Source organism: Pseudactinotalea terrae (genome assembly GCF_009733845.1).
Classification (GTDB): Bacteria; Actinomycetota; Actinomycetes; order Actinomycetales; family Beutenbergiaceae; genus Pseudactinotalea; species Pseudactinotalea terrae.
The window spans coordinates 285188-310963 of record NZ_WNXZ01000002.1 but is presented as its reverse complement, the minus strand read 5'-3'; the positions used below and the strand labels follow the sequence as shown (position 1 = coordinate 310963).

29 protein-coding genes are annotated in these 25776 nt (G+C 72.3%); 14 read left to right on the top strand and 15 right to left on the bottom strand.

Annotated elements, in window-relative coordinates:
- Nucleotides 1-76: 76 nt before the first annotated feature.
- Nucleotides 77-1972, bottom strand: coding sequence for a glycoside hydrolase family 127 protein (locus GPA03_RS08920; RefSeq protein ID WP_162458312.1), 1896 nt, complete (start codon nucleotides 1970-1972; stop codon nucleotides 77-79).
- A 219-nt stretch (nucleotides 1973-2191) separates the two neighbouring features.
- Here GPA03_RS08920 and GPA03_RS08915 point away from each other — a divergent pair, with 219 nt between their 5' ends.
- Nucleotides 2192-3208 carry a LacI family DNA-binding transcriptional regulator gene (locus tag GPA03_RS08915; RefSeq protein ID WP_241681182.1) on the top strand — a complete coding sequence of 339 codons (1017 nt, stop codon included), beginning with the start codon at nucleotides 2192-2194 and terminating at the stop codon, nucleotides 3206-3208.
- Here GPA03_RS08915 and GPA03_RS08910 read toward each other — a convergent pair.
- Nucleotides 3205-3936: a hypothetical protein gene (locus GPA03_RS08910; protein ID WP_156251640.1), complete on the bottom strand. Its 732-nt coding sequence runs from the start codon at nucleotides 3934-3936 to the stop codon at nucleotides 3205-3207. The genes GPA03_RS08915 and GPA03_RS08910 overlap by 4 nt on opposite strands.
- Before the next feature lie 116 nt (nucleotides 3937-4052).
- On the opposite strand from GPA03_RS08910, the gene GPA03_RS08905 reads away from it, so the two are divergent.
- Nucleotides 4053-4817, top strand: coding sequence for an SDR family NAD(P)-dependent oxidoreductase (locus GPA03_RS08905; protein ID WP_156251639.1), 765 nt, complete (start codon nucleotides 4053-4055; stop codon nucleotides 4815-4817).
- Between the two features lie 25 nt (nucleotides 4818-4842).
- On the opposite strand, the gene GPA03_RS08900 is transcribed toward GPA03_RS08905, so the two are convergent.
- Nucleotides 4843-5262, bottom strand: coding sequence for a DoxX family protein (locus tag GPA03_RS08900; RefSeq protein WP_156251638.1), 420 nt, complete (start codon nucleotides 5260-5262; stop codon nucleotides 4843-4845).
- Nucleotides 5263-5271: 9 nt separating this feature from the next.
- On the bottom strand, nucleotides 5272-6519 hold the full coding sequence (locus tag GPA03_RS08895; RefSeq protein WP_206673496.1) for a glucose-1-phosphate adenylyltransferase family protein: 1248 nt from the start codon (nucleotides 6517-6519) through the stop codon (nucleotides 5272-5274).
- Between the two features lie 66 nt (nucleotides 6520-6585).
- Between GPA03_RS08895 and GPA03_RS08890 the strand changes: the two genes are divergently transcribed.
- From GPA03_RS08890 to GPA03_RS08865, 6 genes are read left to right on the top strand one after another with little or no spacing between them, the layout of a single operon-like run.
- Nucleotides 6586-7725: a ThiF family adenylyltransferase gene (locus tag GPA03_RS08890; RefSeq protein WP_156251637.1), complete on the top strand. Its 1140-nt coding sequence runs from the start codon at nucleotides 6586-6588 to the stop codon at nucleotides 7723-7725.
- Nucleotides 7722-8945 carry a molybdopterin molybdotransferase MoeA gene (locus tag GPA03_RS08885; protein WP_156251636.1) on the top strand — a complete coding sequence of 408 codons (1224 nt, stop codon included), beginning with the start codon at nucleotides 7722-7724 and terminating at the stop codon, nucleotides 8943-8945. The genes GPA03_RS08890 and GPA03_RS08885 overlap by 4 nt, the downstream gene beginning before the upstream one ends.
- Complete coding sequence (gene moaC / locus GPA03_RS08880) at nucleotides 8942-9409, top strand: cyclic pyranopterin monophosphate synthase MoaC (protein ID WP_156251635.1); 468 nt, start codon at nucleotides 8942-8944, stop codon at nucleotides 9407-9409. The genes GPA03_RS08885 and moaC overlap by 4 nt, the downstream gene beginning before the upstream one ends.
- Nucleotides 9381-9998, top strand: a complete 618-nt coding sequence (gene mobA / locus GPA03_RS08875; protein ID WP_241681180.1) for a molybdenum cofactor guanylyltransferase — start codon at nucleotides 9381-9383, stop codon at nucleotides 9996-9998. The genes moaC and mobA overlap by 29 nt, the downstream gene beginning before the upstream one ends.
- Nucleotides 9995-10249: a DUF6457 domain-containing protein gene (locus GPA03_RS08870; protein WP_156251634.1), complete on the top strand. Its 255-nt coding sequence runs from the start codon at nucleotides 9995-9997 to the stop codon at nucleotides 10247-10249. The genes mobA and GPA03_RS08870 overlap by 4 nt, the downstream gene beginning before the upstream one ends.
- Nucleotides 10246-10485, top strand: coding sequence for a MoaD/ThiS family protein (locus GPA03_RS08865; protein WP_156251633.1), 240 nt, complete (start codon nucleotides 10246-10248; stop codon nucleotides 10483-10485). The genes GPA03_RS08870 and GPA03_RS08865 overlap by 4 nt, the downstream gene beginning before the upstream one ends.
- Nucleotides 10486-10609: 124 nt before the next feature.
- Here the strand turns inward: GPA03_RS08865 and GPA03_RS08860 are convergent, their stop codons facing one another.
- Genes GPA03_RS08860 through GPA03_RS08835 form a run of 6 tightly spaced genes read right to left on the bottom strand, consistent with a single transcriptional unit; the run spans nucleotide 10610 to nucleotide 14355 of the window.
- Complete coding sequence (locus tag GPA03_RS08860; RefSeq protein ID WP_156251632.1) at nucleotides 10610-11401, bottom strand: inositol monophosphatase family protein; 792 nt, start codon at nucleotides 11399-11401, stop codon at nucleotides 10610-10612.
- Between the two features lie 48 nt (nucleotides 11402-11449).
- Nucleotides 11450-11749, bottom strand: coding sequence for a hypothetical protein (locus GPA03_RS08855; RefSeq protein WP_156251631.1), 300 nt, complete (start codon nucleotides 11747-11749; stop codon nucleotides 11450-11452).
- Between the two features lie 13 nt (nucleotides 11750-11762).
- Nucleotides 11763-12365, bottom strand: a complete 603-nt coding sequence (locus tag GPA03_RS08850; RefSeq protein WP_156251988.1) for a histidine phosphatase family protein — start codon at nucleotides 12363-12365, stop codon at nucleotides 11763-11765.
- Nucleotides 12366-12423: 58 nt separating this feature from the next.
- The gene (moaA, locus tag GPA03_RS08845; RefSeq protein ID WP_156251630.1) at nucleotides 12424-13446 is read right to left on the bottom strand and encodes a GTP 3',8-cyclase MoaA; all 1023 of its coding nucleotides are present in this window, start codon (nucleotides 13444-13446) and stop codon (nucleotides 12424-12426) included.
- A complete protein-coding gene (locus GPA03_RS08840) occupies nucleotides 13443-13880 on the bottom strand; it encodes a molybdenum cofactor biosynthesis protein MoaE (protein ID WP_156251629.1) in 438 nt (145 codons plus the stop codon). Before GPA03_RS08840 ends, moaA begins: the two co-directional genes overlap by 4 nt.
- Nucleotides 13873-14355, bottom strand: coding sequence for a MogA/MoaB family molybdenum cofactor biosynthesis protein (locus GPA03_RS08835; protein WP_241681179.1), 483 nt, complete (start codon nucleotides 14353-14355; stop codon nucleotides 13873-13875). The genes GPA03_RS08840 and GPA03_RS08835 overlap by 8 nt, the downstream gene beginning before the upstream one ends.
- 92 nt (nucleotides 14356-14447) lie before the next feature.
- Between GPA03_RS08835 and GPA03_RS08830 the strand changes: the two genes are divergently transcribed.
- The 3 genes from GPA03_RS08830 to GPA03_RS08820 all read left to right on the top strand — a co-directional run bounded on the left by GPA03_RS08830 (nucleotide 14448) and on the right by GPA03_RS08820 (nucleotide 16803).
- Nucleotides 14448-15458 carry an HD domain-containing protein gene (locus tag GPA03_RS08830; protein WP_156251627.1) on the top strand — a complete coding sequence of 337 codons (1011 nt, stop codon included), beginning with the start codon at nucleotides 14448-14450 and terminating at the stop codon, nucleotides 15456-15458.
- A 140-nt stretch (nucleotides 15459-15598) separates the two neighbouring features.
- Complete coding sequence (locus tag GPA03_RS08825) at nucleotides 15599-15889, top strand: WXG100 family type VII secretion target (protein ID WP_156251626.1); 291 nt, start codon at nucleotides 15599-15601, stop codon at nucleotides 15887-15889.
- A 35-nt stretch (nucleotides 15890-15924) separates the two neighbouring features.
- The gene (locus GPA03_RS08820; RefSeq protein ID WP_156251625.1) at nucleotides 15925-16803 is read left to right on the top strand and encodes a DUF4031 domain-containing protein; all 879 of its coding nucleotides are present in this window, start codon (nucleotides 15925-15927) and stop codon (nucleotides 16801-16803) included.
- A gap of 39 nt (nucleotides 16804-16842) precedes the next feature.
- Here GPA03_RS08820 and GPA03_RS08815 read toward each other — a convergent pair whose 3' ends face one another.
- Nucleotides 16843-17130, bottom strand: coding sequence for a hypothetical protein (locus tag GPA03_RS08815; RefSeq protein WP_156251624.1), 288 nt, complete (start codon nucleotides 17128-17130; stop codon nucleotides 16843-16845).
- 72 nt (nucleotides 17131-17202) lie between these two features.
- Here GPA03_RS08815 and GPA03_RS08810 point away from each other — a divergent pair, with 72 nt between their 5' ends.
- Together GPA03_RS08810 and GPA03_RS08805 are read left to right on the top strand one after the other, a co-directional pair.
- On the top strand, nucleotides 17203-17877 hold the full coding sequence (locus GPA03_RS08810) for an HhH-GDP family DNA glycosylase (RefSeq protein WP_156251623.1): 675 nt from the start codon (nucleotides 17203-17205) through the stop codon (nucleotides 17875-17877).
- 115 nt (nucleotides 17878-17992) lie between these two features.
- Nucleotides 17993-19543: an HNH endonuclease signature motif containing protein gene (locus GPA03_RS08805; RefSeq protein WP_156251622.1), complete on the top strand. Its 1551-nt coding sequence runs from the start codon at nucleotides 17993-17995 to the stop codon at nucleotides 19541-19543.
- Nucleotides 19544-19642: 99 nt separating this feature from the next.
- Here GPA03_RS08805 and groL read toward each other — a convergent pair whose 3' ends face one another.
- The 4 genes from groL to GPA03_RS08785 all read right to left on the bottom strand — a co-directional run bounded on the left by groL (nucleotide 19643) and on the right by GPA03_RS08785 (nucleotide 24262).
- Nucleotides 19643-21280 (bottom strand): chaperonin GroEL, encoded by a 1638-nt coding sequence (gene groL / locus GPA03_RS08800; protein ID WP_156251621.1) that lies wholly within the window; start codon nucleotides 21278-21280, stop codon nucleotides 19643-19645.
- Between the two features lie 169 nt (nucleotides 21281-21449).
- Entirely contained in the window at nucleotides 21450-22931 is a 1482-nt protein-coding gene (locus GPA03_RS08795) for a phytoene desaturase family protein (protein WP_156251620.1), read from the bottom strand.
- 9 nt (nucleotides 22932-22940) lie between these two features.
- Entirely contained in the window at nucleotides 22941-23843 is a 903-nt protein-coding gene (locus tag GPA03_RS08790; RefSeq protein ID WP_156251619.1) for a hypothetical protein, read from the bottom strand.
- Nucleotides 23840-24262: a hypothetical protein gene (locus tag GPA03_RS08785; RefSeq protein WP_156251618.1), complete on the bottom strand. Its 423-nt coding sequence runs from the start codon at nucleotides 24260-24262 to the stop codon at nucleotides 23840-23842. Before GPA03_RS08785 ends, GPA03_RS08790 begins: the two co-directional genes overlap by 4 nt.
- Before the next feature lie 56 nt (nucleotides 24263-24318).
- Between GPA03_RS08785 and GPA03_RS08780 the strand changes: the two genes are divergently transcribed.
- Entirely contained in the window at nucleotides 24319-25620 is a 1302-nt protein-coding gene (locus GPA03_RS08780; RefSeq protein WP_156251617.1) for a glycoside hydrolase family 15 protein, read from the top strand.
- Nucleotides 25621-25776: the final 156 nt, after the last annotated feature.

The following is a 25776-nucleotide window of genomic DNA, read 5'->3' as shown; positions in this document are numbered from 1 at the left end:
GGGCTCCTTGCGGTGGGTGGGTAGGGCGGACCGACGCGCCGGGGGCCCGGCACGTGGGAGAGGTGGTCCTGTGTTGTCAGGCGTCCAGCGGTAGCCAGACCTTCATCGGTCCGACCTCCCGGTTCGCCCACATGAAGTACGGGATGGCGACGAGGCGGCCCACCTCGCCGTCGGGAAGGTTGCGTGCCGGGGCTGTGACGACCGGGATGCCGCCGAAGAGGTCACCCCGCCACTCCTCGGCCAGCTCGGTCGAGGCGAGCGCGACGTCGTCGACCGTGACGCCCTCCTGGTCGAGGTGCTCGATCGCGTAGACCAGCGGACCACGCTCGATCGCCGCCGCACCCCGGACGGCGTCGACGCGGTGGTGACCGCGGGTCAGGCGTGCCGGCATGGGCAGCAGGAGGCGCACGACGTCGCCCGCTCGCCAGACCCTGCTGACCCGGGCGTAGGACCCGGGCTCGACGGCGACAGGCTCACCCTCGATCTCGAGGGTCGCCGAGCGCGCCCATGCCGGGATGCGCAGGCTGAGCTCGCGCACGTCCTGCGGCGCGGCCTCGATGCTGAGCTCGATCTCGCCGTGCCACGGGTAGTCGGCCCCCATCCGCACGTCCAGGCCGCCGCCGCTGAGCTGCGCCGAGGCGTACTGGTGCACCTGGAGCCCGGCGTCCGAGCTGGTGGCGAGGTAGTGGTGCCACGAGGCGAGCGTGCGCATGAGGTTGGTGGGGCAGCACGAGCAGCCGAACCACTCCTGCCGCCCGGCGGCGCCCATCCGGTCGTCGTAGGCGATCGCGCCCTCGCGGACCTGGAGCGTGTTGACGTAGAAGTAGCGGTCGCCGTCGAGGGTGACACCCGAGAGCACCGCGTTGTAGAGCTGCCGCTCGATGAGGTCGGCGTACCTGGGCTCGCCGGTCGCGAGCAGCAGCCGCCAGCTCCACTGGATGCTGGCGATCGCGGCGCAGGTCTCGCCGTACCCGCGGTCGGTCGGGAGCTCGTAGGGATCGCCGAACGCCTCGCCCTCCCAGCGCGAGCCGAGGCTGCCGTTGACGTACATCTTGGTCTCGACCATGTTGTCCCACTGCCGCCGGAGCGCGTCGAACAGCTCGGCGTCGCCGGTCTCGATCGCCACGTCGGTGGCGCCGGAGGCGAAGTAGACGGCCCTGACGGCGTGGCCCTCGGGATACACGGTCTCGCGCACCGGGATCCGGTCGCTGAAGTACACCGACGTCCAGCCCTGCCAGGTGGGATCGGTCAGGGTGCCGTGGCCGCGGATCTCGACGAAGAACGAGGCCAGGTCCAGGTAACGCTGCTCGCCGGTCACGCGGTACAGCTCGACGAGTGCCATCTCGACCAACGGGTGGCCACAGGTCTCGCGGCGCTTGTCGAAGCCGAACACCTCAGCGAGATGGTCGGCCGCGCGGCAGGCGACGGCGAGGAGGTCACCTGATCCCGAGGCGCGGTAGCGCGCGACCGCGGCCTGGATCATCGTGGCCATGTTGAAGATCTCGTGGTCGTAGGAGATCCACTCGTAGCGACCGCGCTTGCCGGCGGACTGGTTGAACGTCGAGAGGTAGCCGTCGTCGGCCTGCGCGGAGGCGACCAGTGCGACGCTCTCCTCGAGCCACTCGGCGAGCTGGGCGTCGTCGGAACGTCCGTGCTCCCACGCGGTGGCCTCGAGCCACTTGAAGGCCTCCCCGTCCTCGAACACCGGGCCGTGGTACGTGCGGCCGACCACGCGGGCAGCGGCGTTCTCGAAGTTGGTCCAGGCCTGCTGGCGCTCGAGGTGCTCGTGACCTCGCACGATCGAGGTGCTCGCGTTCTCCTGCTGGAGCCTGGCCAGGAAACCCTCCGTGAGCCGGACGTCGGCGAAGCCCAGCGGCTGCAGCGGCGTGGTCGCGCGGGGCTGGACCGGCCCGCCGCCTGCGCGCTGGAGACGCTCAGCGGTGGCGACAGGGTGACTGCGGTGCTCTGACACGAGGCTCCTCGATGATGCGGATCGTGCGACGACGACGCCGTTTCCTCGCCGGCGTCGGCGGGTGGTGTCAGCCATGCTGACACGTCGGCAACGGCGATGCAACATGTTTCCGTTGTTTCCTTGTCGGGTTCCGCCGGCGCGTCTGGCAGGCACCCCGGCAATGGCCTCCAGAGCGATGGGTACGGGCTAAGGTTTCCGGAAACCCGGGAAGGAGCAGCGGTGACCGACGGACAACGGAGAACCACGATCCGTGATGTCGCCGCGCGCGCCGGGGTCTCCCCCGGCACGGTCTCGAAGGCGCTCAACGGCACGGGGCAGATCAGCGCCCAGACCCGCCAGCGGATCCTCGCGGCCGCGGCCGAGACCGGCTTCCGGCCGAACGAGCTCGCGCGGAGCGTCTTCGAGCGACGCAGCTACACCGTGGGCATGATCACCACCGACAGCTTCGAGCGGTTCAGCGTGCCGGTCATGCTCGGCGCCGAGGACGCGCTCGGCGCCGGCCGCATCTCGGTGTTCCTGTGCGACAGCCGCGACGACCCGATCCGTGAGAAGCACTACATCGACGTGCTGCAGGGGCGCCGGGTGGACGGGTTCATCGTGACCGGGCGAAGCTCGAACATCAGGCAGCCGCTCACCGTCGAGCCGGGCACCCCTGTCGTCTACGCGCTCACCCCCTCGGCGAACCCCCGGGACTGCTCGATCGTCGTCGACGACCAGGCCGTGGGCCGGGTGGCAGGCGAGCATTTCCTCCGGATGGGCCGCACGCGGATCGCGCACATCACGGGGCCGGAGCGCTTCGATGCCGCGCGGGAACGGCTCACAGGGCTGGAGCAGGCGCTCGCTGCGGGTGGCGCCCAGCTCGTCGCTCCTGCCTACTTCGGCGGCTGGGGCGAGGACTGGGGCCGGCAGGCTGCGCAGATGCTGCTCCGCGCCCACCCCGATGTCGACGCGATCTACTGCGGCAGCGACCTGCTCGCACGCGGCGTGACCGACGGCCTGCGCGAGGGCGGGCGGAACGTCCCGCACGACATCGCTGTGATCGGCACGGACAACTGGGAGATCATCGCGACCGGTGCGCGCCCACCGCTCACGACCGTGGACACCTCGCTCACCGAGGTGGGTCGCATCGCTGCAGAACGCCTGCTCGACGCGATCGCCGGACGCCCCCACTCCGGCGTCGAGCTGGTGCCGCCGCGCCTCGTGCTGCGAGCCTCCACGGACGACTCAGCGACCTAGACGGTTCGCGGGCTCTGCACCTGCTGGGGCGCCGCCCCGCCCTCGGCCTCGACCAGCTCCGGGTGGTAGCGCCCCGTGTCACGCAACCACCGCTCCGCGCGGGGATCGCCCTGATCCCCTGGCCCCCAGGGGAGCCGCTCGGGCGGTTCGGGAAGGTCACGGCCGAACCACAGCACCTCGGCGAGCTCGGTCCGACCCCAGGGCGCGTGCTGGAGCTGTACGCGTTCGGCGGCGGGAAGCACCTCAGCGACGTCGCGCAACGCGCACACCCGATCGGCCAGACCCCACCACTTCGCGAGGAAGTAGCCGTGCTGCAGCACCGCGGGCGCGGCAGCCGAGCCGGGCGGCCGGACCTCGCCGTCGAGCAGCATGTCGAGAACGTCGTGCGGGTGACGAGCGCGCTCGAGGTACGGGATCACGACGTCGTCGCAGAGCGTCTGCATCTGCTGAGCGTTCCAGCGCCCGGGGACCGACGCACCCTCCGGATGGACCTGGCTCCCGACGTCGAGGCGGAAGGCGATGGCCTGACCGCCCTGCGGCAGCGGATAGCTCGACTCGACCGTGAGGATGTCGATGCGCCGACCCCAGCGTGGGAACGGCACGACGGCTGCACGGTGACCTGTCTCGGCGTCGACGAAGGCATCGGCCTCGCCCCGCGACTCCAGCTGCCGGTAACCCAGCGCCGTCACGCGTGCGCGAAGCCTCGTGCGCACCTCGCGAGCGGACACGACTTTCCCCTTTGCGGCTTGCTAGCGGTCACTCAGTCATTGACGCTACAGCCATGATGGCGGCTTATCCAATCGAGAGATGCGGGTCACGCAGCTCACCCCGTACCGTGCATGTTATGCACATCACACCTCATACCGTAGCGCTGGTCAGCGGCGGTGCGTCAGGTCTGGGGGCAGCGACCGCGAGTCGGCTTCATGCGGACGGCGCATCGGTGGTGGTTCTCGACCTCCCGGGCTCCCCCGGGGCGGCCCTGGTGGAAGCTCTCGGCGAGCGCGCCACCTTCGTGCCGGCGGACGTGCGCGACGAGGACGAGGTGCGCGCCGCCGTCGAGCGCGCGAGCGATCTCGGCGACCTCAGGATCGCCGTCACGTGCGCGGGCGTGGCGACGCCGGGGCGGCTCCTCGGCAAGCGCGGCGTGCTGCCGCTCGAGGACCTGCGCCGCGTGATCGACATCAACCTGGTCGGGACCGCGAACGTGCTGCGGCTGAGCGCCGAGGCGATGGCCGCTCTCGAGCCGGTCGACGGCGAACGGGGGGTCGTCGTGATGACCTCCTCGGTCGCGGCATACGACGGGCAGGTCGGCCAGGCCGCGTACGCCGCCTCGAAGGGCGGCGTGGCCGCCCTGACGCTCCCGGCGGCGCGGGACCTCGCCCAGCACCTGATCCGTGTCGTCTCGATCGCCCCCGGCACGTTCGCGACACCGTTGCTCGCCGGGCTGCCGAGCGAGGCGATGGCCGCGCTGGAGGCGCAGACCCCGCATCCGGCGCGCCTCGGGAAGCCGGAGGAGTACGCCGCACTGGCCGCACACATCGTGTCGAACCCGATGCTCAACGGCGAGACGATACGGCTCGACGGCGCCCTGCGGATGCCACCGCGGTGAGCCGCTGGGCGAAGACCGCCAGCCGCTAGTCGACCGACCGCCGGGTGCTGCCCTCGCGCCCGCGGCGCAGCCAACCCCCGCCGTACAGCGCCCACAGCACCAGCAGCGGCTGGAAGAACAACCGCACCAGGCGCTTGCGATCGGTGTCCAGCCCGAAGGCGTCGGTGCCCTCGACGTACTGCGCGACATTGCCGGGGAAGATCACCACGTAGAACGCGGCCAGCAGCCCACCGATCAGCCTGCCGTGCCGCGGCAGCGCGATGAACGAGGCGCCGAGCGCGATCTCCACGACCCCGGACCCGACCACCGTGAGGTCCTCGTCCAGGGGGAACCACTGCGGCACCTGGGCACCGAACTCCTGCCGTTGGGAGGTGAGGTGCGCGATCCCGGCACCGATCATCGCGGCACCGAGCACGATGCGGGCGGCCGTGCGCAGGGCGGGCATGGCCCGAGTCTAGGTCTGATCCGCGGTGGCGCCCGGGTCGAGCCGAGCCCCGGCGGGAACGACCGCGCCGCGCCGGATCGTGCAGTCCTGGCCGATGAGCGTGATCGCCTCGTCGGTCAGCCGTGTGCCCGCCGGGGCGTCGCCGACGCGTGCACCGCGCCCGACCCGGACGCCGGTGTCCACGATGGCGGTCCGGATGATCGCCCCCGCCTCGACCACCGTGTCACCCAGCAGCACGCTGTCCTCCACGACGGCGCCCGCCTGCACCTCGACGCCCGGCCCGAGCACGGAGCGCCGGACCGAGCCGCGCACCCGGGAGCGCGGTGCCACCATCGCGTCGCGGACCTCGGCCTCGTCCCCGAACCAGGCGGCCGGGCCCTCGGTCGTGCCGGACCGGATCGGGCGGTCGGCGTGGCTGAACACGTCCACCCGACCCGCCAGCAGGTCGCGGTGCGCCTGCAGGTAGGCCTCCGGCCGGCCCAGGTCCTTCCAGTAGCCGGGCAACGGCTCGGCATACACCTGTCCTCGACCCACCAGCGCGGGCAGCAGGTGCTCGGCGAAGTCGCCCAGGCCCGTGTCGGCCCCGTCGGCCTGCAGCTGGGCGTGCAGCCGATCCAGCGCCTCGATCAGCACGTCAGGGTCGTAGAGAACGATCTCGGATGCGACGGTGCCGATGTCTGTCGACGACGGCTTGGGACGGACGGCGCGGACCCGGCCGTCGGCTCCGGCGCTGACCACCACCTGGTGGGTCGCCTCCTGGACGCCGACCTCGGCGGTCAGCAGCGTGCACTCCGCCCCGCGGTCCAGGTGCCGGGAGATGACCGGGCGCAGGTCGACATTGAACAGGTGGTCAGCGGAGAGCACCAGCAGCACGTCCGGCGCGAAGGCCCGGATGTCGTCCCGGATCCGGAAGAGCCCGTCGGCGTTGCCCTGACTGAAGCCGTCCTCATCCGGTGATCCTGAGCCCTGCTCCGGCGTCAGGCGGCGGAAGCCACCGCGAGTGCGGTCCAGGTCCCAGGGGCGCCCGCCGGCCAGGTAGGTGTCCAGGGTGCCGGACTGGAACTGGACGCTCACCCAGACGTCGGAGATGTTGCTCGCCACGAGCACGGACAGCGGGAAGTCGATCAGCCGGTGGGTTCCCGCCACCGGCATCGCCGGCTTCGCGCGCTCCTGGGTGAGCACCTCCATCCGGCTGCCTGCACCGCCCGCCTGCACGACGGCCAGCGTGCGCAGGGTCGCGGGCAAGGACGTGGCCACGGCGTGATGCTATCCCGGCAGCGGGCCCCGGTCTCGGGGCAGCCGGATGTGGCCTAGCGTGGGCGTGTGGAACCGCTCGTCGAGCCCGGACCGCCGCTGACCCCCGACCAGGCGGAGACCTACTCGCGTCACCTGCTGCTGCCGGCGCTGGGCGAGATCGCGCAACGACGGCTGCTCGCGGCACGGGTCTGCGTGATGGGCGCCGGCGGCCTCGGCTCGCCTGCGCTGCTCTACCTGGCCGCGGCGGGCGTGGGCACGATCGGGATCGTGGACGACGACGTCGTGGACACCACCAACCTGCAGCGCCAGGTGCTGCACGGGGTCGCGGACGTGGGGCGTCCCAAGCTCGACAGCGCCACCCGGCGGCTGCGTGACATCGCGCCGGACGTCGTGATCGAACCCTGCGCCGAACGCCTCACCGCGGACAACGCCACCGAGATCCTCGGTGGCTACGACCTCGTGCTCGACGGCACCGACACCTTCGAGACCCGATACGCGGTCTCCGACGCGTGCGCCGAGCTCGGCATCCCGCTCGTGTGGGGGTCCGTGCTGGGTTTCGACGCGCAGATCTCGGTGTTCTGGTCCCGTCAGGGCACCGTGCCCGGTGGCGTGACCCTCCGCGACCTGTTCCCGGACCCGCCACCGGCCGGCTCCGTCCCCTCGTGCGCCGAGGCAGGCGTGCTCGGCTCGCTGACCGGGCAGGTGGGCTCGGTGATGGCGACAGAGGCGATCAAGCTGATCACCGGCGTGGGCGAGCCGCTGCTCGGCCGGCTGCTCGTGCTCGACGGCCTGCAGCAGCGCTGGACCGAGGTGCCGCTGCGCCCGCGCGACGCCGCTGCCGCGCCGCGGCAGCCGGCGCCTGCAACGGCCCCGCTCGCTCAGCCCGCGCCCGACGATGCCGTAGACGTCGCGCAGGTTCGCGACGCGCTCGAGCGTGGTCTGGCGATCACGTTCCTCGACGTCCGGGAGCCGTTCGAGCTCGCCGGCGGCACGATCCCCGGAAGCGTGCACGTGCCGCTGGCGCACGTGATGACCGAGGTGGGCCGGCGCTCGATCCCGCGCGAGGGCATCGTGGTGGCCTACTGCCGGGTCGGCCCGCGCGCCGAGCTGGCCGCCGGCCAGCTCCGCGGCGCCGGCATCGACGCCCGTTGGCTCGTGGGCGGCTACCCCGCCTGGGCCGCCGCAGCCGAGAGCGCGAGCACATGACCCCGATATCCGCGGACGACTACCGGGCCCGCCTGCTCGCCGACCTCACACCGACGGCCACGGTCCGGACCCAGCTGGGCGACGCCGTCGGGATGGTGCTGGCGAAGGATCTGCTCGCTCGCGAGCAGATCCCGCCGTTCACCAACTCGGCGATGGACGGCTACGCCGTGAGGGCCGACGACGTCGCGGGGGCGAGTACCGAGCATCCGGTCGTGCTGCCGGTCGCCGACGACGTGCCGGCCGGCCGCACCGACCGGCTCACCCTGGTCGCGGGCACGGCGATCCGCATCATGACCGGGGCACCGCTGCCCGACGGGGCCGACACGATCGTGCCGGTCGAGGCCACCGACGGCGGCACCAGCACGGTGGCGATCACCGAGGCGCGTGCGCTGGGCGCTCACGTGCGCAGCGCGGGCGACGACCTCGCGGCCGGCGACCTGGTGCTGCGGGCCGGGACCCGCCTGACCGCGCGGCACCTGGGCGCAGCGGCGGCAGCCGGGCACGGCGAGCTCGAGGTGCACGCCCGGCCGCGGGTGGCCGTCATCTCGACCGGCTCCGAGCTGGTGGAGCCGGGGCAGCCGCTGGCGTTCGGGCAGATCCCGGAGTCCAACAGCCACGTGCTCGCCGCAGCGGTGGCCGAGACCGGGTCCGTCGCGGTGCGGGTCGCCGCGGTCCCGGACGACGAGGACGCGCTGCGCGAGGTGCTCGCGCGGCTCTCCCCCGACGTCGACGCCATCATCCTCTCCGGCGGCGTCAGCGTGGGCGCGTACGACGTGGTCAAGGCCGTGCTCGCGCCGCTGCCCAGCATGTGGTTCGGCCCGGTGCGGATGCAGCCGGGCAAGCCGCAGGGGTCGGGGCGGCTGGAGGACGGCACGCTCGTGATCACGCTGCCGGGCAACCCGGTGAGCGTGTACGTCTCGTTCGAGGTGTTCGTGCGGTCGACACTGCGGCGGCTCGCGGGCGAGGGCGACGTCGAGCCGCGGTTCCTGCCCGCGCGTGCGGCGGTGGACTGGTCGAGCCCCGCCGGGCGAGAGCAGTACATGCCGGTCACGATCAGCCGCGACGGCATCACCCCGCTCGTGCATCCGGCCTCCCGGCGCGGGTCCGGCAGCCACCTCGTGGGTGGCCTGGCCGGCGCGGACGGTCTGGCGCGGGTGCGTGCCGAGGTGACGCGGATCGACGCTGGCGACGAGGTCGAGGTCCTGGAGGGCGCACGATGAACCACTTGACGCACATCGACAGCACCGGCGCGGCGCGCATGGTCGACGTCACCGAGAAGACCCCCACCGTGCGATCGGCCACTGCAAGCGCGCTCGTGCTCTGCGCGCCCCATGTGGTCGAGGTGCTGCGCGATCACGCCGTACCCAAGGGCGACGTGCTCGCCGTCGCCCGGATCGCCGGGATCGCGGCTGCGAAGAAGACCCCCGAGCTGCTGCCGCTCGCGCACGTGATCGGCGTGCACGGCGCCGTCGTCGACCTCGAGATCACCGACGAGGGCATCGCGATCCGGGCGACCGTGCGGACCGCCGACCGCACCGGCGTCGAGATGGAGGCGCTCACGGCCGCGTCGGTGGCGGGGCTCGCCGTCGTCGACATGGTCAAGGCCCTCGACAAGGGCACCGAGATCGCCCACGTGCGGCTGGAGGCCAAGACCGGTGGCAAGTCGGGCGACTGGACCCGCTGACGCGCTCGCCGCCGTGGTGCTCGCCGGCGGTCGCAGCACCCGGCTCGGCGGGCAGGACAAGGCGGCGCTGCTGCTCGACGGCGCCCGCCTGGTCGATCGGGTCGTGGCCGCCGCGCAGGCGGCCGGGGCCCGCGAGGTCGTCGTGGTCGGGCCCGCCTCGCTGGTACCGGGCGTGCCGGTGGTGCAGGAGGAGCCGCCGTTCGGTGGTCCTGTCGCCGGCGTCGCGGCCGGGCTCGCCGCGTTGGGCGGGGGCTCGACGGCGGTGCTCGTGCTGGCGTGCGACCTCGCCGACCCGAGCGCGGCCGTGGGTGCGCTGACGGCGGCGTGGGATGGGGGTGCCGAGGAGGCCGGTGTGCACCTGCTCGACGAGGACGGGCGGCCGCAGTGGCTGACGGGGATCTACCGGCTGGACTCGCTCGAGTCGGCGCTGACCGCGCTCGGCGACCCCGCAGGGCAGTCGGCGCGACGGCTGCTCTCCGCGCTCCCTGTGCGCGGGGTCGAGGGGCCTGCTTCGGCAGCGGCCGACATCGACACCTGGGAGGATTGGGAGATCGTCCGTCGCCGCCACGACTCGAGGAGGGCCCGTTGAGCGACCTGCCCCCGATCCAGGCCTGGGTGGAGCACCTGTGCACCACGCTGGGAGTGGACAGCTCCGCCGTCGACCTGCGAGCGCTGCTGGACATGACCAGGGAGGTCGCGCATCACGTCGACCGGCCAGCGGCGCCGGTGAGCGCGTTCGTCGTCGGACTGGCTGCGGCACGCGAGGGTGGCAGCCCGGAGGCCGTGGCGGCAGCCTGCGAGCGCGCCGCCGACGCGGCGCGAGCATGGGAGGCGTCATGACCCAGGTGCGTTACTTCGCGGCGGCCGCCGAGGCGGCGGGCACGTCGAGCGAATCCATCAGCGCGAGCACGGTCGGTGATCTGCGCGCCAAGCTGATTGCCGCGCACGGGCCCGATCTCGAGCGCGTGCTGTCACGGTGCGCGCTGCTGGTGGACGGTCGCCGGGAGGACGACCCGCAGGCGCCGATCGCCGACGCCGACGTGGTCGACGTGCTCCCGCCCTTCGCCGGCGGCTGAGCCCCTGGGTTGCCCCCGCCCCGGCGAGGGCGGCACGAGATCGCTGGCGCGGTACGAGATCGCCGTCGCGCGAGGGCGATGTGGTGCCGAGACGACGCTCTCGTGAGCAGCGGCCCGCTCGTGCTCAGGCGACGAGGGCGCCGGCCATCCGGGCGCGCACGCCCTCGGCCACGGTCGGGCTCGCTGCGCCGACGAGCCAGGGCCGCGGCGCAGCAGGGTTGTACGTGCTGCCGTCACCGGCCTGGAGCACGCCGCCCACCTCGCTGATCAGCAACATCCCGGGCGCGTGGTCCCAGGGCTTGGCGTGCGCGAACACGATGACGTCGACGTCGCCCGCGGCCAGGTGCGAGTAGTCGACACCGGCGCAGAACCAGGTCTCCGTCATCGGGGAGAGCCCCTCGAAGCTGCCGTCGCGGATCTGCGCCTGCGAGCTGATGCCGCGCCACGCCGTCGAGTCGGCGGCCGGCTCGAGCACGGGCAGCCGCTCGCCGTTGCGGTAGGCGCCGGCGCCCTTCTCGGCGACGAATGCCAGCTGGTGCTCGGGCTGCCAGATCCAGCTGCGGACGACCTCGCCGGAGCGGAGCTCGGCGACCATCACGGCATGATCGGCCTTGCCGTGCACGAAGTTGTAGGTGCCGTCGATCGGGTCGATCGTGAAGGAGTGCTCGGCGGCGGCGAACGCCCGCATCAGGCTCGGGTCCGCCGAGGCCGCCTCCTCGCCGAGGATCATCGCGTCCGGGTAGGCGCGCCGCAGGGCGGTCGTGATGACCTCCTCCGACTCCCTGTCGGCCACGGTGACGAGGTCGCCGGGGTGGGTCTTGGTGAACACCTCGCCCTCGGCGAGTGCGCGGAAGCGCGGCGTGATCACATCAATCGCGGTCTGGCGCAGCAGGTCCAGGACGGCATCGGTATCCACGTGCCCCCACGTTAGTCGAGCGGTGATCGGGCGGGGACCGCGTGCCGACTACGACGCCGCGCGGATGCGGCCCCGGAGGAACGGGAGCACAGGCGCCCGGTACTCGACCGCTGCCTGCTCCGGCGCCAGCACGAGCTCCGCCCGGCCGAAGCGCCACACCCGGTTGTACAGGTACACGCCCACCGGCTCGGGCCTGTCAGCGGGCACCTGCCACGTCCCGAGCCCCCACTGGACCGGTTGCGAGCGCCCAGAGACCACGAGCGTCGGCTTGATCAAGCCGTACAGCGCGAACCACGGCTTGCGCAGCGTGATCTCGATCCGACGGGTCGCCGGGGCGTCCGCGCTCATGGAGTGGTTCATCTCAGGTGCGGGCCGGGCTGTTCCAGACCCGCACAGCGGGCTCCTCCCGCTCGTACTCGAGCACGCTGAGCGAGCCGGCGTCGAGCAGCAGCTTTGCTCCCATCCGCGGCTCCTGCTGCAGGAACACCGTGGCGAGCACGCGTGAGTAGTGGCCGTGCCCGACGAGCGCCACGTCACCAAGCTCCATGGCCTCGAGCGCGCGCTTGACCACCCGGGAGGCGCGCCCCGCCACCTCCTCCACGGTCTCGCCCGGGGTGTCACCGGGGACCACGCCGTCGCGGAACACGCTCCAGTCGTAACCGAGCCGCTCGCGGATCTCGGGCGTGGTGAGGCCCTCGTAGCCGCCGTAGTCCCACTCGATCAGGTCGTCGTCGATCTCGGGGGTGAGACCGGCGAGCTCGGCGGTGCGGCGGGCGCGCTGCAGCGGTGAGCTGAGGGTCAGCACGAACGAGAACTCGGTGAGCGGCTCCGCGACCGCGCGCGCCTGCTCCTCGCCGTGCGGGGTCAGCGGGATGTCGGTGACCCCGGTGTGCTGGCCGGAGCGGGACCACTCGGTCTCGCCGTGGCGCAGCAGGACGAGGCGGCCAGAGGGCGTCTTGCGCATGACTGTCACACCCCCACTCTCGCATCGGTGACAGCGCCACCGTGCCCGATCCGGCGGGTCAGCCCCCGATCGCGGACATCGGGCGGTCGGGCTGCAGGAACCCGGGCTCGTCGATGCCGTGCCCGGGCAGCTTCCCGGCGATGCAGGTGTGCATGAGGCGGGCGATGTCGTCGTCCGAGCCGCCGCCGCGCATCAGCCCGGCGAGGTCGGACTCGGTGCGCGCGAATAGGCAGTTCCGCAGCTGGCCGTCGGCGGTGAGCCGCACCCGGTCGCAGGCGCCGCAGAACGGTCGGGTGACCGAGCGGATCACACCGACCGTGCGAGGTCCGCCGTCGACCAGGAATCGTTCGGCCGGCGCGGCCCCGCGGCCGGCGACCTCGGTGAGCGTGAACTCCTTGCCCAGCGCATCGAGGATCTCCTCGCCCGTCACCATCTCGGGGCGCGACCAGATGTGACCGGCGTCGAGCGGCATCTGCTCGATGAAGCGCAGCTCGAGGCCCTTCTCGACGGCGAAGTGCAGCAGCGCTGTCATCTCGCCGTCGTTGACGCCTCGCATCGCGACCGTGTTGAGCTTGATCGGGGCGAAGCCCTGCTCGATCGCGGCCTCGATGCCAGCGAGGGTGTCGTCGAAGCGGTCGCGCCGAGTCAGATCCTTGAAGACCTCACGGTCGAGCGTGTCGAGGCTGATGTTGAGGCGGCTCAGCCCGGCCTCCTTGAGCGGCCCGGCGAGCGTGGGCAGCCGCAGCGCGTTCGTGGTCATCGAGACCTCCAGCGGACCGCTCTCGCCCTCGATGGCGGCCATCCGTGCGACGACGTCCACGGCGTCGGGGCGCAGCAGCGGCTCTCCCCCGGTCAGCCGCACCTCGACGATCCCGAGCGCGGCCGCGATCTCGGCCACCCGGACGAGCTCGTCGGTGGTGAGGATGTTCTCGCGCGCGAGCCACGGCACGCCCTCGGCGGGCATGCAGTAGGTGCAGCGGAGGTTGCACACGTCGGTCAGGGAGATCCGCAGGTCGCGGTGCACGCGCCCATGGGTGTCGACGAGCGGGCCGCGCAGCTCCTCGGAGACCTCGACGCTCATGCGGAACCCACCCAGGTGTGGGAACCGTCGGCGACGACCTGCTTCTTCCAGACCGGGAGCTCGGCCTTGACCGCCTCGACGAGCGCGCGGCAGGCGTCGAAGGCCTCGCCGCGGTGGGAGTCGGCGGCTGCCGCGACGATCGCGACGTCCCCGACCGCCAGCACCCCGGTGCGATGGCTGACGGCGAGCCGGACGCCCTCGAACTGCGCCGCGACGCGGTCGGCGATGGCCGCGAGAGCCGCGGGCGCGTCCGGGTGCGCGGAGTACTCGAGCTCGACGACCTCACCGGCCGCGTCCGGGCTGTGGTCCCGCACGGTGCCGACGAAGGAGGCGACCGCACCCACGGTCGAGGTGCGGACCATGTCCAGGTGACCCCCGACGTCGAGCGGCTCGGCACTCAGGTCTGCGCGCAGCACGATGCCGGGCTCAGCCATGATCAGCACCCTCGAGCTGGGCGAGCAGGTGCCCGAGCAGCGGCGTCACCACGGACAGGGTGTCGGCGACCCCACCGGGCGACCCGGGGGCGTTGATGACGACCGACGTGCCCACGGTGCCGATGAGACCCCGCCCGAGCAACGCCGTCGGCACGGTGCGTGAACCGACCCGGCGGATCTCCTCGGAGATCCCAGGGAGGACACGGTCGAGCACGGCGCGGGTGGCCTCGGGGGTCTGATCCCGGGGTGAGACCCCGGTGCCGCCCGTGGTCAGCACGACGCGTGCTCCGCCGTCGACGGCGGCTCTCAGGGCTTGCTCCACGATGTCGAGCCCGTCCGGGACCACCTGGACCGGCTCGACGGCGTAACCCGCCTCCTGCAGGAGGCTCGCCGCGCGCGGTCCGGACCTGTCCTCGGCCGTGCCGGCCGAGCAACGGTCGGAGACCGTGATCACGACGGCGCGGTGGCTGCTCACCCTGTCAAGAGTAGGCCGAACCGCGCGAAGAGTTTGTCCGCGTGAGCGGCGTACCATGGCACGGCCCGACGGGATGAGGGGAATGAGCAACGGTGGGTAGCACCGAAGCGCCGCAGTGGCTGATCGCAGCCTGGCGACGCAGCGTCGAGGCGGTCGGCGCCACAGCCGACCGCGAGGCGATCGAACGCACCGGTCACGAGCTGATCGAACGATGGCGGTCCGAGGAGCGGGTTCACCACAACCTCAAGCGGCTGATCGCCGTGCTGGCGCGCGTGGACGAGGTCGCGGCCGAGACGCACGAACCCGATGTGGTGCGCATCGCCGCCTGGTACCACGGCGCGGTCTTCACGAGCACCGCGCAGCACGCGTACGCGCACCGGGGCGGGGCGGATGCCGAGGGCTCGGCGGCGCTGGCCCGCGAGGAGCTGGGCGAGCTGGGCGTGCCCGGCGAGGTGATCGAGCGGGTGGGACAGCTGGTCCAGTGCCTGTCCAGGCACGTCGCGCCGCCGGACGACATCGATGCCCAGGCGCTGTGCGACGCCGACCTCGGCGGGCTCGCCGCGGAGCCGCAGCGGTACGAGGCGTACCGGCGCGAGGTGCGCGCGGAGTACAGCCACATCCCTGAGCGTGACTACGTGGAGGCCAGGCTCGCGATCGTGAGCAGGCTGCTCGACCGGAAGACGCTGTTCGCCAGCCCCCTCGGGCGGTCGTGGGAGAACGCGGCTCGGGACAACCTGCGGGCCGAGCTGTCGCGGTTGCGGAGCGAGCTCGAGACGCTGCCGGAGCGGGCCGAGGGCGAGTCGTCGCACGTCGAGGACCTCGTGGCGGCGAAGATGTCGGCTTTCGACGAGGCGGACGCGGCGGGGCGGCCGGTCGAGGCCGAGCCTGATCCTGCGCCGACGGCGGCCGATCGGGTGGACGTGGCTCGCCGTGCTGCGCGCGAGCGGGCGACCGAGCGACGTGCGGCTGCTGCTGCGGACCGCGAGCGCCGTCAGATCGAGAAGCAGGAGCGCATCGAGCGCAAGGCGCGCGAGCGTGAGGCCCGCAAGCGGGGGCTGAGCGGCGACGACGGTTCGTCGATGTCGAGGCCGCCGACGCGCTGAGCTCCCGCTGTCCACAGGTGCACGCTGATGCACCGGCGTCCACAGCACCCCCTCCCTCGTGCCCCGCTCGGGGCCTGACCGTCCCTAGCGTCGTGGCAGCGGGGTCGCACCAGCGGCCCTGACGGCGAAGGGATGGACACATGGCACGGTTCGAGGTCGACAGCGGCGAGATCATGCGGGCCAGCGGCAGCACGCGCACGTCCGCGGCGGCGATCCGCAGCGAGGTGAGCGCGATGATGGGCCACCTGACCGCGCTGCAGGACTCGTGGCGGGGTGGCGCATCTGCGGCGTTCAGCGCGGTGCTCGCGGACTGGCGCGCCACGCAGCAGCAGGTCGAGAGCTCGCTGGACTCGATCGCTCTGTGTCTCGATGCCGGGTCCCGGCAGTACGAGGAGGCCGAGACCAGTGCGATGCGGATGTTCGCGCGGTGACCGGGGCTGGCCGCCGCACGGCCTAGCCTGGCCGGGTGGTGGTGCTGATCGATCCTGCGCAGTGGCCGGCGCACGGCACGGTGTTCTCGCACCTGGTCTCGGACGACTCGCTCGCCGAGCTGCACGCGTTCGCCGAACGGGCCGGGCTGAGCCCGCGGGCGTTCGACCGCGACCACTACGACGTGCCGCTGGCGCGCCGGGAGGAGCTGATCGCGCTCGGAGCGCAACCGGTGGGCGGGAGCGAGCTGATCCGGCGGCTGCGGGCGAGCGGCCTGCGGGTGACGTCTCGGGAGCGGTCGGAGCACGCCTCGTTCGTGCTCCGACGGCGATGGCCGGCGGCGCTCGAGCGCGGTGCCGCTGTGCGCGACGAGCTGCTGGATCGGTGGTCGCAGCCGCACCGGCACTATCACGACGTCACGCACCTGCTCGCGGTGCTCGACGCCCTCGCGCTGGTGGCGGGACGTGGGTCGGTGCCGCTGGTCGTGGAGCTGGCTGCGTGGTTCCACGACGCTGTCTACGAGGGCGTTCCCGGTTCCGACGAGGAGGCGTCCGCTGCGCTCGCGGAGAGCGTGCTGGCTCCTCTGCTGGCCGCGGACCAGGTGGCCGAGGTGGCACGGCTCGTGCGGCTCACGGCCGATCACCGCCCAGCCGACGGCGACGAGCACGGCGCCCTGCTGTCCGACGCCGACCTCGCGGTGCTGGGTGGCGAGCCTGCCCGCTACGACCGGTACGTGGCTGCGGTGCGGCAGGACTACGCGCACGTGAGCGACGACGACTGGCGCCGCGGGCGGGCAGGCGTGCTGCGGCAGCTGCTCGCCCTGGATCCGCTGTACCGGACCGAGCGCGGCCGGGACCTGTGGCTGGCGCCTGCTCGGGAGAACCTGCGCCGGGAGCTGGCTGCGCTCAGCGGCTGATCGCCGCGGGCGGCGAGGCCGCTGCCAACCGCCCGTGAGCTAGCACTTCTTCCACCCGAATGTGGCCGCGAGCCCGCAGGCCGCTGCTCCGACGCTGATGACTGCCGCCCCTACCTGCCGGTGGTCCGGCCCGGTGGGGCACGGGTAGCGCACCGGCGCGCTCACGGCTGCGCAGGCGATCGGTTCGACCGCGATCGCCCAGGCCACGGCCACGACCATCACGACGGCGAACCACAGGGTGGCCACCAGGTCGGCCCTGCGGTCGGCGACCGTCGATCCCGCGACATCCAGAGGCTCCTCGTGAGCCCGTCGGCCGACCTCGTCCATGTCGAGGCTGTGTCGGTCACCACCGTCGTGCTTCGTCCGGGGCGCGACCCACCGAGGAAGAGGAGAAGCACCATGTCCGAGACAACCCGAGAGGCGACGATGCTCGAGGAGCCTGGAACACCCGCGGACCGGGCTGCGCGGCTGGTCCGCGAGTCCAGGACCTTCGCCGCCGACGCGGGCATCGATCTGCGTGAGACCCCGGCGCCGTTGTTCCGGCTGCTGGTCCTCGCCTGCCTGCTGGCCGCGCCCGTGCAGCACACGACCGCGATCCGTGCCTCGGCGTCGCTCAAACCCCTGTCCCGCACCGCGGCGACTCTCGCGCGAGCCGAGCCCGAGGAGGTCGCGAGGGCGATGACCCGTGCCGGCTACTGGCGCTTCCACCACACCAAGGCGGGCCTGCTGGTGCGGGCAGCCGACGACGTCGTCGATCGCTTCGGCGGCGACCTCCGTGAGCTGTACCGCGACGCCGACTCCGCCGCCGATCTGCACCGCCAGCTACGCCGGATTCCCGGGGTGGGCGCCCACGCCGCGCACATCTGGCTGCGCGAGACCCAGACGGTGCTGCCCGACCTCGCTCCCTACCTGGACGAGCGGGTGCTCGCGGGTGCGGAACAGCTCGGCCTGCCCACGGATCCGGATGAGCTGGCCTCGCTCGTGGATCCCCTCGATCTCGCTCGGCTGGCCGCCGGCTGCGTGCGCGCCACCCTGGGGTCCGGCAGCGTCAGCAAGGCCACGGTGCCGGGGTGATGGCCACGACGCACTCGTGACCAAGCGCCGGCATCGGCGCCTGCATCACCACGGTGTGTTCGCTCTCAGCGAACGCGACTAGCACATGCGTACGATGATGCCGTAGTGTCGTTCTATGGAGGACGTAGCGGCGGGCAACGACCTGCTCGATCTGGCGAGACAGGCCGAGCAGGCGCTCGCCGCCGCTGTGGCCGAGATCGGAGAGATCGGCTCGCTCGCCGATGACGACCTGCTGGAGATCGCCCGGCTGGCGGGCAGCGTGCAACGGCTGAGCGATGCGGCGATGGTGCGCGTCGTGCACGCGGTGGAGCGGCAGTGCCGAGCCGCTGAACCGGAGGACTCGCTGGCTGCCAGGTACGGCCTCCGTGATGGCATGTCGCTCCTCATGGTGCTGACCGGGTCGAGCCGCCACACGTTGAGCAAGCACCGACGGATCGCTGCCGCCACCAGCTCGCGAGGCGTGGGGTCCACCGGCGTGCTCGCGCCGTCGATGCCACACCTCGCGACCGCGGTGCTCGCCGGGGCCATCGGTCTCGACCAAGCGCTCGTGGTCCGGGATGCCCTGCACCAGAGCGGGAGCCGCGCCCACCCCGACGCTCTCGACGCCGCCGAGCTCGCGCTCGTCGCCGCCGCGACCGGAGCGCCTGACCCCTTCGCCGACACGGCTGATGATCCCGATGGTGCCGCCGCCGGCCAGGAGACGGCGCCGGAGGACGTCGGCCTGCATGGCCTGAACCGAGTGCCGCTCTCGCCGGACCTGCTGGCGATCCAGGCGCGCGCCTGGCGCGATGCGATCGACCCGGATGGCGCGGAGCCCTCGTACGACCTGCAGCGGCAGCGGCGGTCGTTCACGCTCGGCCAACGGCCGGACGGCATGTGGGTCGGCAGACTGCTGCTGCCTACGGATCAAGGCGCCGCGCTGCGCCTCGCCCTCGACGCGCACAACGCACCCCGGAGCAAGACTCGCCACGACAGCATCCACGAGTCGCCCGCCGGCACGCATGACCGCACCACGAGCGGCGATGGGGATGATGAGCCCGTCCAGCCGGGCGGGCTCGGCGATACGCGCGCCGGCCGCACCGGGAACGACGACACCCGGACGAGCGCGCAACGCCAGGCCGACACCCTGGTGGGTCTGGCCATGCGGGCTGCCGAGCTCGCGACCGCGCCCCGCATCGGCGGGGAGGCGCCGACCCTGGTCGTGACGATCACAGCCGACCAGCTGCGCGAGCACGCCGCCACGGGCGGTGGCACGGCTCAGGTGGAGCACAGCGGAGACGCGGTCCCCGCCCACGTGGCCGCGCGCATCATCTGCGACGGTCTGATCCAGACCTGCCTGCTCGACGACGCAGGGCTCCCGCTCAAGCTCGGCCGAGCCAGACGCTCGCACACCAGGCACCAACGACGAGCGATCCTGCTCGCTTATCCGGGCGGCTGCCAGAACCCCGGATGCGACGCTCCACCGGGGTTCACGGAGATCCACCACCCGGTCTGGTGGAGCCACGACGGCCCCACGGACACCGACAACGGCGTCCCGCTGTGCCAGCACTGCCACGCGGAGGTGCATGCCGGGCGGCTGATCTGCGTGCGAGGTGCCGGTGGCCGGTGGACCGTGCGACCAACGGTGGCGCTGCCGCCCCGCGTCTCGCTGCGCTGGGCGGGCTGACCGACCCGCACGGTGGTGCCCGCTCACGTGGCTCACGACATGACAACGGCCCCCGGGTCTCCCCGGGGGCCGCTGTGGTGATGCGTCAGAGCGTCAGGCTCAGAAGCCCATGCCGCCCATGCCACCCATGTCGTCACCGCCGCCACCGGCAGGCGCTGCGGCCTTCTCCGGCTTGTCGGCCACGACGGCCTCGGTGGTGAGGAACAGACCAGCGATCGAGGCGGCGTTCTGCAGAGCGGAACGGGTCACCTTGACCGGGTCGTTGATACCAGCGGCAAGCAGGTCCTCGTACACGCCGGTCGCGGCGTTGAGGCCCTGGCCCGCGGGCAGGGTGCGCACGCGCTCGACGACCACGCCACCCTCGAGACCGGCGTTGATGGCGATCTGCTTCAACGGAGCGTCCACCGCAACCCGCACGATGTTCGCGCCGGTCGCCTCGTCGCCCTCGAGCTCGAGGGAGTCGAGCGCCGTCTTGGCGGCCTGGATGAGGGCCACGCCACCACCGGCGACGATGCCCTCCTCGACGGCAGCCTTCGCGTTGCGGACGGCGTCCTCGATGCGGTGCTTGCGCTCCTTGAGCTCGACCTCGGTGGCCGCGCCCGCCTTGATGACGGCCACGCCGCCGGCGAGCTTGGCGAGACGCTCCTGGAGCTTCTCGCGGTCGTAGTCCGAGTCGCTGTTCTCGATCTCGGCACGGATCTGGGACACGCGGCCGGCGATCGCGTCGGCCTCGCCGGCGCCCTCGACGATCGTGGTCTCGTCCTTGGTCACGACGACCTTGCGGGCCTGACCGAGCATGTCGAGCGTGGCGTTCTCCAGCTTCAGGCCAACGGTCTCGCTGATGACCTGACCACCGGTGAGGACCGCGATGTCGGCGAGCATCGCCTTGCGGCGGTCACCGAAACCGGGGGCCTTGACGGCGATGGACTTGAAGATGCCGCGGATCTTGTTGAGGACCAGCGTCGCAAGCGCCTCGGACTCGACGTCCTCGGCGATGATCAGCAGCGGCTTGCCGCTCTGGATGACCTTCTCCAGCAGCGGGAGCAGGTCCTTGACGTTGCTGATCTTCGACTCGACGATCAGGACGTAGGCATCCTCAAGGACGGCCTCCTGACGGTCACCATCGGTCACGAAGTAGGCCGACAGGTAGCCCTTGTCGAAGCGCATGCCCTCGGTGAGCTCGAGCTCGAGACCGAGCGCGTTGGACTCCTCGACGGTGATGACGCCTTCCTTGCCCACCTTGTCAAGCGCCTCGGCGATCAGCTCGCCGATCGCCTGGTCACCGGCGGAGATGGCAGCGGTGGCCGCGATCTCTTCCTTGGACTCGATCTCCTTGGCGGAGGTGAGCAGCTGCGCGGTGATCGCCTCGACAGCCTTCTCGATGCCCTTCTTCAGGGCGATGGGGTTGGCGCCGGCGACGACGTTGCGCAGCCCCTCGCGCACGAGCGCCTGGGCGAGCACGGTGGCGGTGGTGGTGCCATCGCCTGCGACGTCGTCGGTCTTCTTGGCGACCTCCTTGACGAGCTCGGCACCGATCTTCTCGTACGGCTCCTCGAGCTCGATCTCCTTGGCGATCGAGACGCCGTCGTTCGTGATGGTGGGAGCGCCCCACTTCTTCTCGAGAACGACGTTGCGGCCCTTCGGGCCGAGGGTGACCTTCACGGTGTCGGCGAGGGTGTTGAGCCCACGCTCCATCCCGCGACGGGCCTCCTCGTTGAAGGCAATGATCTTGGCCATGGGGGTTGGGTTCCTCCGGTTATGGCGTGGATGGCAGATTCGCGCCCGCGACGGACGGCGTCGGTCTCGGCGGTCACGTCCCGCCTTGCCCGGCGCCTCGCTCGGCTGCCTGGTACGACTCTGGGGTTATCACTCTCACCCCGAGAGTGCTAATGCCATGTTGGCACTCTCACCTGGAGAGTGCAAGATCGACGGGCCTGGTTCGCCCGAAGCGATCACGCAGCGCACGTTCGGCGGCCCACTGACCGGACATCCCGTGGACGCCGGGTCCGGGTGTCGCCGCCGCACTGCACAGGTACACACCCGGGATGCCCGCCGAGTACGGGTTCAACGCCCACCGCGGCCGCTGCGCCATCGACAGCGCGCTCAGCGAGCCCATCGCGATGTCACCACCGAGGTAGCCCTGGTTGTGGCGGTGCATCTCGCTCGCCGGGACGCCACGCGCGGCGACGACCACGTCCCGGAACCCCGGCGCATACCGCTCGATGTTGCGTGTGATGAGCTCGACAGGATCGACGGGGCAGTCGTTGGGCACGTGCGCGTACGCCCAGCCCGGCCGCAGCCCGCCGACCTCGCGCGCGGGGTCGGCGATCGTGGGGTCCGAGAACAGCACCAACGGATGCTCCGAGAGCCGTCCGGCAACGGCGTCGTCCTCGTTCTGGGCCATCTGCGCCCGCGTCCCGCCCACGTGCACGGTCCCCGCACGGCCGACCTCCGGGTTCGCCCAAGGCACAGCCCCCGACAGCACGAAGTCCACCTTCGCCGCCGCCGGACCGGGCCGCACGCGCGTGAGCGAGCGCCGGATCCCCGAGGGCATCCGGTCACCCCAGATCTGTGCCAACGCCTGCGCGCTGGTGTCGAACAGGTAGGTGCGTGCACGCGGCAGCTCGCGCCAGCTCTGCACCGACCGGTCGCACACGACCGTGCCGCCGTGCGCGTCGAGGTCCGCCAGCAGCGCCTGGATGATCGCAGCCGACCCGCCGACCGGGATCGGCCAGCCGCCGGCGTGCGCGAGCGTGCCGAGCATCAGGATGCTGCCCGCCGCCACCGGCGAGGGCAGCCGGCCGATCGCATGCCCGGCCACACCCGTGAGCAGGGCGGCGGCCTCCTCGGTCGCGAACCGGCGATCCCACAGCGGCGTGCCCTGCTCGAGGAGCCGCACGCCCACCTCGAGGAGCCGCCGCGCCCCTACGTCCGCCAGCGTCTCGGTGATCCCCCGGGTCCGCTCACCGAGCGCCAGCGCGACCAACGGCTGCCAGCCCTCGACCAAGGGCGCGAACAGATCGAACCAGGCGTCGCCGTCGGGCCCCAGCCCCTCGGCGGTGCGCTCGAGGGAGGTATGCGCAACACCCGCACGGCCGCCGTCGAGCGGGTGCGCGTACGCGATCTCCGGGACGACCAGGTCGACCCCGCGCGCCGGAAGATCGAACGCCCGGAAGAACGGGCTCGCGAGCGCGAGCGGATGGACGGCAGAGCAGATGTCGTGCACGAGACCCGGCGCGAGCCCCAGATCGAGCGTGCGCGCACCCCCGCCCGGCGTCGGCTCGGCCTCCAGCACCACCACCTCGAGCCCGGCGCGCGCAAGAATGACCGCCGCGGCCAGCCCGTTGGGACCTGAGCCCACGACGACCGCATCGGTCGCCTGCTTCATACCCCGAGCCTATGCCGCCCGGTCGACCGCCGCTCGCGTGCCTGACGGCGACCACCTCCGCTCGCGCACCCACCCGGGCAGCCGCTCGAGCGGCATGAACGCCGTCCAGCAGATGACGGTCGGCAGGAAGTGGATCCCCAGCAGCAGGAACGTCACCAGGTGGAAGCTGAGGAACGCCCCGATCGCCAGCGCCAGCCACGGGCGCCGCAGCAGGAACACCAGCGGCGAGCAGAGCTCGAGCAGCAGCCCGCCCCACTGCGCCGCACGCAGCAGCCACGCATGCGTGACGAGCATCTGGTTGAGATCGTTCGGCCGCCGGATGAACGACCACGCGAGCGTGCCGGAGCTCGCCCAGCGCAGCAACGACCCGCCGCTGATCACGTACTTGGCCAGCACCGAGCCGGCATAGGTCATGACGGTGAGGACCTGCACCATCCGCAGCGGCCAGCCGGCGGCGGTGTCGGCGGCGTCGCCGCCGCCGTACCTGGCCGTGCCGGCCGTCGCGAGCACCAGGAGACCCACGGTGATCGCCATGTGGTCGTGCGACACGTAGCCGTAGCTCATGGCCCACACCGCCCACAGCCCGAACGCCACCGCGAGGAGCACGCTGCCCAGGTTCTGCACGAGCGCCGGAAGCCTGCGGAACCCGCCCACCACGACCGCGGCGGCGCCCACGTGGACGCCGACGAAGAGCGCTGCCGCGATCTCGTCCGTCACCGGCGGCAGGTGCAGCCACCTGGCCACGACGACCGGTGCGAAGAACTCCGGCGTACCCGCGCGGTCGTCGGTGCTGTTGAGGAACAGCCGGATGTCGATCACGGCCATGACGGCGAGCGCGGCCCGCACCCAGGCGACCCGCGCCCGCGGCAGCTCGGGGACCCACCACCGGACGAAGCCGCGCAGCATCCTCATTCCACGACCCAGGTGAGCACGACGCGATCCTCCGGCTCGCCGACGAGCGCTCCGCCGGCCATCTGGTGCACCGTCTGGCGCACGGTCATGCTCTCGAGCTCGACACCGGGATGGTTGCCCTGCCAGACCTCCGCGATCCCGGCGAGCATGCTCGGGTCCTGCTCGAGCTCGCCCAGGTGAACCTCGAGCTCGACCCTGGTGACGCCGGCCGACCGCGCGGTCAGACCGATCCGCACCTCCTCGCCGTCGACCGTGGTTCCGGTGAGGTAGGTGTTGAGAACCGTGCCGTCGGGGTCACGGGGATAGGCGTACTGGCCCAGCGTGCCGAGCGGGAACCAGTCGTCGCCGCGACCGAGCTGAGCGGCGACGAGGACGGCGACGATCGCCAGGCTCACGACCAGCCTCGCCCCCGTCTTCATGCGCGCATGCTGCCACAGCCTCGCCGGCCCCCGACACCGGTCCCTACACTGGTCGGATGCGCCGCCGGGTCCTGTCGCGGGCGATCCTCGCGGTCGCCGTGGTCGTGCTCATCAGCGGCACGGCACTCTTCGAGCGGCCCCGGCGTGACGACGCGGGAAGCTACTCGGACGGCGTCGCTCTCGATGCCGAGGGCAGGGTCCAGCTGCTCGCGGCGAACTCGGACCCCCAGCTCCTGATCGGGTCGCGCGTGCTTGACCCGGGTGCCGATGCCGATCCCACCACCATCGACGCTGCCCTCGAGCTGGCTCAGCAGCAACGCGACTGGCTGGCCTCCGGCTGGCTGCCGCAGGGCGAGTACCGGGAGCTGGTCTCGACGGCGCTGCTCGACCTGCACGTGCTCAGCACCGGCGGCGGCACGCTGGCCGCGATGAACCAGAACTGGCGATACGTGTGGCCGCGGGACGCCTCGTTCGCCGCGGTCGCCTTCGCCGCGACCGGCCACCTCGACGACGCGGTGGAGGTGCTCGGGTTCCTCCAGCGGGTCCAGGCCCCGGACGGCTCGTTCGAGGCCCGGTACCTGCCCGACGGCTCCGGGCCTCCCGACGGCAGGCTGCCGCAGACCGACGGCACCGGCTGGGCGCTGTGGGCCCTGGACTCGGTGGTCTCCGCCGCTCCAGCCGCTCAGCAGCGGGCTCTGCTCGCCGAGCTCGACCCCCTGCTACAACGATCGACGGACTATCTGCTGGGTCTGGTCGACAACGGCCGGTCGCTGCCACCGCCCTCACCGGACTACTGGGAGCACCGCGAGCGCCTGCTGACCCTCGGCACCGCCGCGCCGGTGCTCGCGGGCCTGGAGGCGGCCTCCCGCATCCACGACCGCGCCGGGCGCCCGGAGCGGTCCGCCGCCCTGGCGAACACCGCGGCCGAGGTGCGGGCGTCGGTCGAGCTCTTCTTCGGGTCGCACTCCTACGGCCGCTACGCCGGCCCCTCGCACGCGGACGCCGCGAGCGCGTTCGTGCTGCCGCCGTACCAGCCCACACCGCTCGACGGCGCACTGCAGGCCTGGAGCGGTTCGGCCACCTCGATGCTCCGCCCCGCCGGCGGTATCGCTCCCGGCGCGGGGTGGCGCGAGCTCAACCTGTCCTGGACGCCCGAGACCGCGCTCTACGCGCTGGCCGCCGCCTCGAACGGCGACCACGAGCAGGCACGCCACTGGCTCGACTGGCTCGCCGCGCACCGCACCCCGATCGCAGCCCTCCCCGAGAAGGTGAACGCCGACGGCGCCCCCTCCGGGCCTGCTCCCCTCGCCTGGACCTGTGCGCTGGTCGTGCTCACGGTGGCCGAGCTCGAGCAGTAGGGCGCAGCCCGTGGAGCTGCCGCCGATGGGCCCAGCCCGCCCAGTTCGCTGCTGATCGCCGAGTTCGGTTGGTGCACCCGACGAGCTCGACGTTCTGCAACGAACTCGGCGCTCTCGCTCATGAGTCCACAGAGCGAGAAGCATCGTTGAAACGAT